The organism is Acinetobacter sp. UBA3132, assembly GCF_002364825.1.
Lineage (GTDB): Bacteria > Pseudomonadota > Gammaproteobacteria > Pseudomonadales > Moraxellaceae > Acinetobacter > Acinetobacter schindleri.
On sequence record NZ_DEZM01000234.1, the window covers coordinates 1 to 1,658 of the forward strand.

Below are 1,658 nucleotides of genomic sequence, written 5' to 3' on the forward strand. Positions count from 1 at the left end.
CTCGGATCGTTATCCGAAAGAATTGACTGAGCTGGATCCACGTCTGGTTTCACGTTTCTCCTGGGGCTTGTCGGTAGGGGTTGAACCGCCCGATATTGAAACCCGTATTGAAATTTTACTTAAAAAAGCCGAAAGCAATGAAGTGGATCTGCCACGTAACTGCGCACTGTTTATTGCACAACAAGTGGTTGCGAATGTGCGTGAGCTTGAAGGTGCACTAAACAAAGTGGTGGCGATTTCCCGCTTTAAAGGCACACCGATTGATCTGGATGTAGTGCGTGAATCCTTAAAAGATGTTTTGGCGATTCGCGCCCGCACCATCAGTACTGAAAATATTCAGCGTGTGGTCAGTGAATATTTCCGTATTCCGCTGAAAGAACTGGTCGGTCCGAAACGTACCCGTATTTATGCACGTCCGCGTCAGCTTGCAATGGGTCTGGCACGTGAATTGACCGGAGACAGTTTCCCGGAAATTGGCATGGCATTTGGGGGTCGTGACCACAGTACCGTGATGCACGCCTGTGAAAAAGTATTGAGTCTGCGTGAGGAAGATCCGATCTTCAACGAGGACTATAAAAACCTGCAGCGCCTGCTGCAAAGCTAAGCCAAAACGCTCAAATTCTGCGCTTGCTATGCGGCTTTTTTTGCCGCATAGTACAGTGCTAAATAATTAACTTTTCCATATTAATCTTCAGTTTTCAGAGGAATGTACCGTGCGTTTAAAAATCGCGAAAGAGAGCTTACTGAATGTTCTATCACATGTCGTAGGAGCGGTTGAACGTCGCCATACCTTAAACATTCTGTCTAACCTGAAAATTCAAGTGACAGCTCAAGCATTAACGGTGACTGGTTCAGATCTTGAGGTAGAACTGGTAGCAAGTATGCCTCTGAATGAAGGTGCATGTTTGCAAGCCGGTGAAACCACGGTTCCTGCACGTAAGCTGATCGATATCTGTAAATCTTTGCCATCAGCTGCGTTGGTAGATCTGCAAATTACTGAAGATCAGCGCTGTATTTTAAAGTCTGGAAACAGCCGTTTTGTGCTCGGTACCTTGCCTGCTGAAGACTATCCATTGCTGTCGACTGAAAACAGTCAGGGCACACAGGTAACTGTGACCCAGCGTGAATTAAAACGCCTGTTTGAAAAAACTGCTTTTGCGATGGCGGTACAGGATGTACGTTTCTACCTGACCGGTACATTACTGGAAATTGATGCTAACCAGCTGCGTGCAGTAACTACGGATGGTCACCGTCTGGCGCTGTGTGAAACAGCTGCGCAATCGACTGCAGCTCAGCCAATCCAGGCGATTGTGCCACGTAAGGCAGTAGGTGAATTACAGCGTTTGCTTAGTGTTGAAGATGATCAGTTATCATTGCTGATTGGTCGTGAATTGCTAAATGTAACTATCACTGTTCCAAACCGTGATAAGGAGCAGGGGGATACTACAGTACGTTTCACCACCAAATTGATTGATGGTAAATTCCCTGACTATCGCCGTGTGATTCCACGTGGTGGTGACAAGCACGTGATCATCGCACATGACGTATTCAAGCAATCTCTGCAACGTGTTGCGATTTTGAGTAATGAGAAACTTCGTGGTGTATTCATGAACTTTAATGCGGATTCACTGCAACTGCGTGCCAATAACCCGGAGCAG

General features: G+C 46.5%; 2 protein-coding genes. Both read left to right on the plus strand.

Features of this window, described 5'->3' with window-relative positions; all coding sequences use genetic code 11:
• Window positions 1-604 (plus strand): chromosomal replication initiator protein DnaA (locus B4033_RS13155; RefSeq protein ID WP_286834586.1); only part of this gene is annotated, 604 nt, incomplete at its 5' end.
• A gap of 109 nt (window positions 605-713) precedes the next feature.
• A partial coding sequence (gene dnaN, locus B4033_RS13160) for a DNA polymerase III subunit beta (RefSeq protein ID WP_286834587.1) occupies window positions 714-1,658 on the plus strand: 945 nt, incomplete at its 3' end.